Annotated in this window: 4 protein-coding genes; 2 read left to right on the plus strand and 2 right to left on the minus strand. The window is 46.8% G+C overall.

Features of this window, described 5'->3' with window-relative positions:
- Positions 1–88: 88 nt before the first annotated feature.
- The gene (locus VN429_RS06820) at positions 89–1,123 is read left to right on the plus strand and encodes an ATP-binding cassette domain-containing protein (RefSeq protein ID WP_325631294.1); all 1,035 of its coding nucleotides are present in this window, start codon (positions 89–91) and stop codon (positions 1,121–1,123) included.
- A complete protein-coding gene (locus tag VN429_RS06825; protein ID WP_325631296.1) occupies positions 1,120–2,208 on the plus strand; it encodes an ABC transporter permease in 1,089 nt (362 codons plus the stop codon). Before VN429_RS06820 ends, VN429_RS06825 begins: the two co-directional genes overlap by 4 nt.
- Positions 2,209–2,291: 83 nt before the next feature.
- Here the strand turns inward: VN429_RS06825 and VN429_RS06830 are convergent, their stop codons facing one another.
- Both VN429_RS06830 and VN429_RS06835 read right to left on the minus strand, forming a co-directional pair.
- Positions 2,292–3,542, minus strand: a complete 1,251-nt coding sequence (locus tag VN429_RS06830) for a tetratricopeptide repeat protein (RefSeq protein ID WP_325631301.1) — start codon at positions 3,540–3,542, stop codon at positions 2,292–2,294.
- A 534-nt stretch (positions 3,543–4,076) separates the two neighbouring features.
- A complete protein-coding gene (locus VN429_RS06835) occupies positions 4,077–6,887 on the minus strand; it encodes a right-handed parallel beta-helix repeat-containing protein (RefSeq protein WP_325631303.1) in 2,811 nt (936 codons plus the stop codon).
- Positions 6,888–6,921: the final 34 nt, after the last annotated feature.

Raw genomic sequence — 6,921 nt, forward strand, 5'->3', positions numbered from 1 at the left:
AGCAAAACCTGCAATGAACTGATGAATATATACCATCCAGGCCAGATAGAGAAGTACCAGGGTTATATATATTTTTAGGAGGGAGAGAGTGACCGGAACTGCCAGGATACCAGGTTCAAATCACACACACGATCAGGAAGAGACCATGATCATCAGGATTGAACACCTGAGCAAAATTTTTGGAGGAAAACGGGAAGTTCGGGCTGTCGATGATGTATCCTGTTCCATCATGACCGGAGAGATATTCGGGCTGCTCGGTCCGAACGGGGCAGGAAAGAGCACATTGATAAGAATCCTCACAACTCTCCTGACTCCCTCCTCTGGTACTGCATTCATCGGGCCATATGATGTCACAAAAGATCCTGAAGCGGTTCGGAGGATTATCGGAGTCTGCCCCCAGAATGGGACTCTGGATCTGGATCTGACAGCATTTGAGAACCTCTCTTTTTATGGCAGGTTACAAGGAATCGGTGATGCTGTACTTAGGGAACGGATCAATGAGCTCCTGGAAATGGCTCATCTGAAAGACAGGGCTCATACACCGGTTCAGACCTTTTCGGGAGGAATGAGACGGAAACTTGAGATTGTCAGGGCGTTCATTCATCATCCTCTCATCCTCTTCCTTGATGAACCGACTATCGGACTTGATCCGGATTCCCGAAGACAAGTTTGGCAGCAGATCACCCTTCTAAACCAGGAGCACACAACAGTCATCCTCACCACCCATTACATGGACGAGGCTGAAAAACTCTGTAACAGGATTGCATTTGTGGAGGGAGGACGGCTCGTGGCTCTCGACACTCCTGAAAAACTCAAACAATCATTACCTGCAGGAGACCTGATAGGGATATCAACCGGATCAATCATCCCAGAACAGGAGACGCTTACAACACTTCGCAATCTCCCAGGAGTCATTTCAGTTAGTACAAACGGATCTAATCTTCAGATCGCAGCAAAGGGAGGAAGCACCCTCCTTCCCGCAATAATCGGGATCATAGAAGGAGCAGCCCTTCCAATCACCTCAGTTACAATCCGGTCACCTTCACTTGAAGATGTTTTTATTGAATTAACCGGTAGATATCTTGATACTACTGATTCTGGAACAGGGAGGCTGCACTCATGATCAGAGGTGCATATGCCATATTTGAGCGGGACATCAGGAAGTTTCTCAGGTCCCCATTCTTCATCTTTATGACTCTGATCTTTCCCCTGGTGTACCTGGTGATATTTGGAAATGCGATGGGTGGAACCATCGTTCACATTCCAATAGGGGTCACCCAGGAGGAACTTTTCAAGAACGAAACCCCCCTCTTTGCAGGAACGGTTGACGCACTTGTCCAGGCACATGAACGAAATAAACCACCACTCTTTCAGGTCACCAGGTACGTTGATGAAGAGACGGCTAAACTAGACCTCGCAACCGGGAAGATCCTGGCAGTCCTGGTACTTCCCCCTGCAGTAGCACCCGAAAATCCAATCAGGGTTTATCTGGACAGTTCTGAATACATGATTCCTGCCTTGATACAGTCAGGTATCACTTCAGTGCTGATGCAGACTGGTGTGCATAGTCAGGTCCTCATCCAGAACATATACGGAAAGATCGAGTATATCCAGTTCTTCGGGGTCGGTGTTATCGTCATGGCCATCTTCATGACTACGATGATGGGTGGGGGCAATGCCCTGATTCGGGACCGGGAGATGGGTATCATTGAGGGGTACCTGGTAACCCCGGTCAGGCGATCAAGTATTGTGCTTGGAATGATCGCAAGCGGGACTGTCAAAGCTTTCATTGCCGGAGTTTTTGTGCTTCTCATCGACATCTTTGTGGCAGGAGTGCCTGTGAGGAGTATTACAGATATCCTGATGGTCCTTGCTGTCATCTTCATCATTTGCCTTGGCATCAACAGCCTTGTCATATCGTTTGCTTCGCGATTCTCAAACCAGTCGGCCTATAGTTCAGTAGTGGCATTCCTCAACCTGCTCCTGTTCATGACGAGCGGGGCTTTTTACCCGGTTATCGGGATGCCTGACTGGCTGAGGTGGATCACAGTCATCAATCCTGAAGCGTATGCAGTTCATGCTCTACGCAGCATCATCCTCCGGGGTCAGGGACTTGAAGTGATGGGAATTGATCTGATTGCCCTTGGGATATTCTCTGCAGCTGCCATCGTTATCGGCATCACAAGTTTCAGAAGGACCCTTGAATAAAATAGACCCAGAAACCCAGATTTTTAATCCTACAGGGTGCAGAGACAGGATAAAAAAGATGCAGAATATTCAGAAAGGTTGGCTCATCCGCGTATGAACTCCTTTTTCCCGTCAGGTCTGGTCTGTTCACTCATGGATCTGATTCTGCCAGGACCACGTCCTCCTGCTGTACCTCCCAAGGGAGATCCCATCAGCCCAAAGACAAAAGCAGGATCCTGCTCTGAAATGGCTTTTAGCAGAGCCTTGCTCTCTTCTTCATTCCCGGCAGCATTCAGAGCCCATGCCTTTCCAAGTTCTGATCTGGTGTCAGCAGGATCTGAATTTACCAGTTCGTTAAATAAGTCAAGAGAAGCCTGGGGATCGTCGTCAATGAGGATAAACGCTTTCTGCCTGATGAAGGCACGATTTTCAGGATCACTCTCAATCGCCTTATCAATCCAGGAAACAGCTTCAGGAACCTGTTTGTTGAGTTTGTAAAGCGACGCAATACCTGAAAGAGCATATCCATGGGAGGGATTTATATCAAGTATCTTCTGGAGATCAGACTCTGAAATCGGCATTTTTCCCCCTTCATTTTCCAGAGAGAGAAATGCCCTGTAGTAGGTTGCAGCAAGATAATCAGGATCTGCCCCTGTTACACTCCCCTGGTGCTGATATTCATCACTTTCCCTAAGAAGTGGACAGAGCATCTCATACATTTGTGACGAGAGCAGGGTCGTCTCAACAATGTGGGAAAATATCTCTCGTGCCCGGGTGAAATTGCCAGTCTTGTACAGGGATTCTCCATAGACAATCTGTAGATCAGGGTGATCGGTAATAACTCCTGATGCCTGCTCTGATTCCCTGACATTATCATCAAATCTTCCCAAGAGGAAGTAAACCTGAGCAAGGGTCAGATGCCCAATCTCATAATCGGGTCTGATTGTCACAGCCTTCTCAAGCAGGGAGAGCCCTTCTTCCCTTTTCTCATGGTTCACAAGGAGTGAGCCGAGATTATGCATTGCCCGGTAATTTTCCGGATCAAGTTCAAGCGACCTGCGATACGACTCCTCTGCCTCTTCCGGTTTCTCAAACCTGGTATAACTGAGGCCCCGAAACATCCAGGCCTCTGCATTCTGCGGAAAGAGTTTCACAAGCCGATCTGATTCTTCAGCATTCTTCTCTTCCGGCCAGTTTTCAGAGGAGCATCTGAAGAGTTCAATGTTGGCCTGTTCATGATTCGGTTCAATCTTCAGTACTGATTCATAGAGTTCACGGGAACGTTCATAATGCCCCATCCGGTGATGTTTCTCTGCATCCTGCATCCTGCGTCTGATTAGTTTGTCCTTGTTCATGAGCGGCCCCGATGATATCGAAGATGGTACATGCCATCGAATAGAAATATTCAGTACACATTACGATCTCAAAGAGACAAATGAATTGCGAAAAGATAACGAGATCAAAAAAATGCCTTTCTGTGTCACCAGACTTACCAAAAAAAGCAGGAGTGTTGATATAATATAAGAGAAAGTGATATCAGTTGGATATCTGCATGTTGGGGTTTTACTTTGCTGGATGGATGTGCTGGTCTGTTTGTTCTGCATTCTGTTATCAGTTCAGGTAGGTTCTCATTGTGGATATCAGGGCATGGAGGTCCACATTTCATTGAACCGTTACATACAACCGGGCATTGCCGATTGTACAAGTACTAATCAGGGCCAGAATTACATACGCTTTCTTCTCTTCAGCGGTGAATTAAGTGTCTTGGTAAAAAAGCGTTATGCCCACAGTGTGATTCATCGCCATTCAGAGACATGGAACCCTGATGATACATACTCACTTGAGATGAGAGCCTACTGGCAGAGAACATAAAAAAGGATGAGAGAGGGTCAGGATTTCTGAAGGATGACCTTGGGGATATAGGTAAATGTACCTGAGTTGATTTGCACATATCCTACCCAGTCATGGTATCCTGCTACAGAAACCCTGACCTGATGAATGCCTGCCGGCAGCCCGAGTGACTGAAGAGGGGTCACCCCTGCCTTTACCCGGTCAACATATACATCTGCCCCCAAGGGTGCAGAACTGATCCATATCATCCCATTCGGGCCCGTTATCCTCCCAGATGTCGTGACAACATATGAGGGAATTCTCTCAATATCCTGTCCCTGACTGTTTCTCACCTCAAGAGTAACCGTATATCGCCCGATACCACTGTATACATGAACAGGGTTCTGCTCATGCGAGACTGACCCGTCACCAAAAGTCCAGTTCCAACCTGCCGGTGAACCAGATGAGAGATCAGTAAATTGCACTGTCAGCGGGGGAGTCCCTGTCCTGGGAGTTGCTGTAAAATTAGCTACAATCGGCTGGGGAATCGGGGTCCAAGTTGGTGTCACCGTTGGGGTTGCTGTAGGTGTCGGGGTAGGCATTCCCGGCATATGAAGTGGCAGGTAGTCTGTGTTGTTTGCATCAAAGACATTTGGTTCAGCCACAAACCCATCTCCCCGATCAGCATGTGTCTCAGACCAGCCGGTTCCATTCAGTGTTGCATAGTAGTTACCACCAATAAACGAACCATTTACAATGTTGATCCCTGCGATCTTCGTTGTGTTCCAGATGTTCGGGTACTGGTCTCCGGACTCATTCCTGATAGATCTTGGAAGAACAGTGCCCCACTGGGATCTGGTAAGGTCCAGACCGCGATAACCAGTGTATGCATAGGTGAGATTTATTGGATTTGCACTCCGGATATAATTATTTGCAAACAGATTATTCTTTGAAATGCCACCACCGTTTCTCAGTGAATTTACCAGGTATACACCTTCAGAGTACTGGTAAGAGTTGTTGATGACATTGCCGGAAAAGACATTATTTTGTGCACCGTTCAGGTTTAATCCAATGCTAGAGTTTGAGATCAGGTTATTACGAATCTGAAACCCTATCGCTTCAGAGAGGAACATACCACAAATCGTGTCAGATACCGTGTTGTTGGATATCATGACAGTTGCACCATCGGCCTCCATTATGGCGAATCCCTGATCTGTTCCTGATAAAGCTCCAGTAACTGTGTTATTTGATATTTGCACACTGCCAGGGCTGGCACCGTGAACAACAACACCGGTGTCTTCAAATCCTGATACCAAATTATTTTTTATCGTTGTTTTACTGTTACCACCAACACCCATCCCAATTCTTCCACCAGATATTGAGTTGCTGCTCACACCTACGGAGTCTGAACTAACAAGCATCAATCCAGTATTCGAGTCAGTAATCCGGTTGGATGTGACTGAAATATTCTCGCCTTGGTATACTCCGATTCCAAGACCAGATCCTGATATGGTGGTGTTATTGATACTCATATTGCTACAAGACATCAGTACCACCATTGCAGGAGACGAAGTGTTGATCAGGGCACCATCTGCCCTCTCATAGTATAAGACGGGGTGGCCATCTGCGGTGTTAGAGGAGTCAAACACAATGTTTGGCTTCATATAAGGCCCAGGAGCATAGATGAACCCATATGGACTGACACTACTCAGAGAATTATTTCTGATTGTTGAGTTGGTAACATGAATAACAGCCATACCTGCCCATCCGGCTTTCCCGTTTACCACTCCACCCCTGACAGTGTTATTTCCTATTGTGAACCCCTGAAGAGTATTCAGTTCAATACCATCTCCGTTTATGGTAAAATTGTCGATGAGATTGTTGGTGACCGATCCACCAGAAACACTCTTGACTATTAGGGCTCCGTCACTGCCATGGGTCCCGGTGATTTGGTTGCCCCTCACAGTGAAGTTCTTGAGGTACTGCTGCTCATCAAAGTTCTCAAATCCTCCAGCATGAATACCCCATGAGTTGGAGTTCAAAATCGTGTTGTTCCGTATCTCCACCTCATTCATTGGAGGATAGACAATACGTTCACCCACCTTGTTTACAGGACCTACAGAGATACCGCCCCCTTGGATCTGGTTATTCTCCACATAGAGATAGTTCTGCTCATAACCGGAGTTATTCTGGGTAAGATCTATACCGGTACGCATATAGCCGGTATTGTTTGCGAGTGCTATTCTGCATCCCCTTACTAGTACCAGGCTGGTGTTAGTAAGCGCGACACCTGAAGCTCCCGATGATGCAAGAGTGCAGTTTAACAAGACCGTTCCTTGAGCAGCATTACCGGTTATCACCGGAGAAATTGGATTGTCAGGGTCGTGAGCGGTGATGTTCAGATTCACCAGTGCAGTGAAGTTACCATCTATGCTTATTGCTGATTTTTTAGCTGAGACTACAGATAGATCTGCAAGATCCACCAGGTCACTTGTGCTCACAATTGCGTAGTCCTGCTCTGGATCGCCGACAAGGACAGTCCCATTAACACCATGGATTGAGACAGCCTTGCTTATTGTCAGAGATTCAGGGTAAATTCCCCCATCAACCCTGATGATATCAAAATCTTTGGATGCATTGATAGCATCCTGGATATGAGTATAATTACATCCAGAAGAACATACCGAGATAGTCGAGATATTTTGAGCTTTGAGTGTTAGATCCACATTTGTCGGGATCGGTGCACTAGGAAAGAAGGCCTTCCACTTCAGATCTGGATTGCCGCCATCTGCAACAACCAGTCCACCCGACGATATGACGAGTATGAGACATACGAGTGCCCATACTCCGAAAGTAAGAACATTCCCCATTGATACATCCCTACCACAACATAGGGTTTAGAAT

Origin of the sequence: Methanospirillum sp., assembly GCF_035560735.1 — an archaeon.
Taxonomy (GTDB): domain Archaea; phylum Halobacteriota; class Methanomicrobia; order Methanomicrobiales; family Methanospirillaceae; genus Methanospirillum.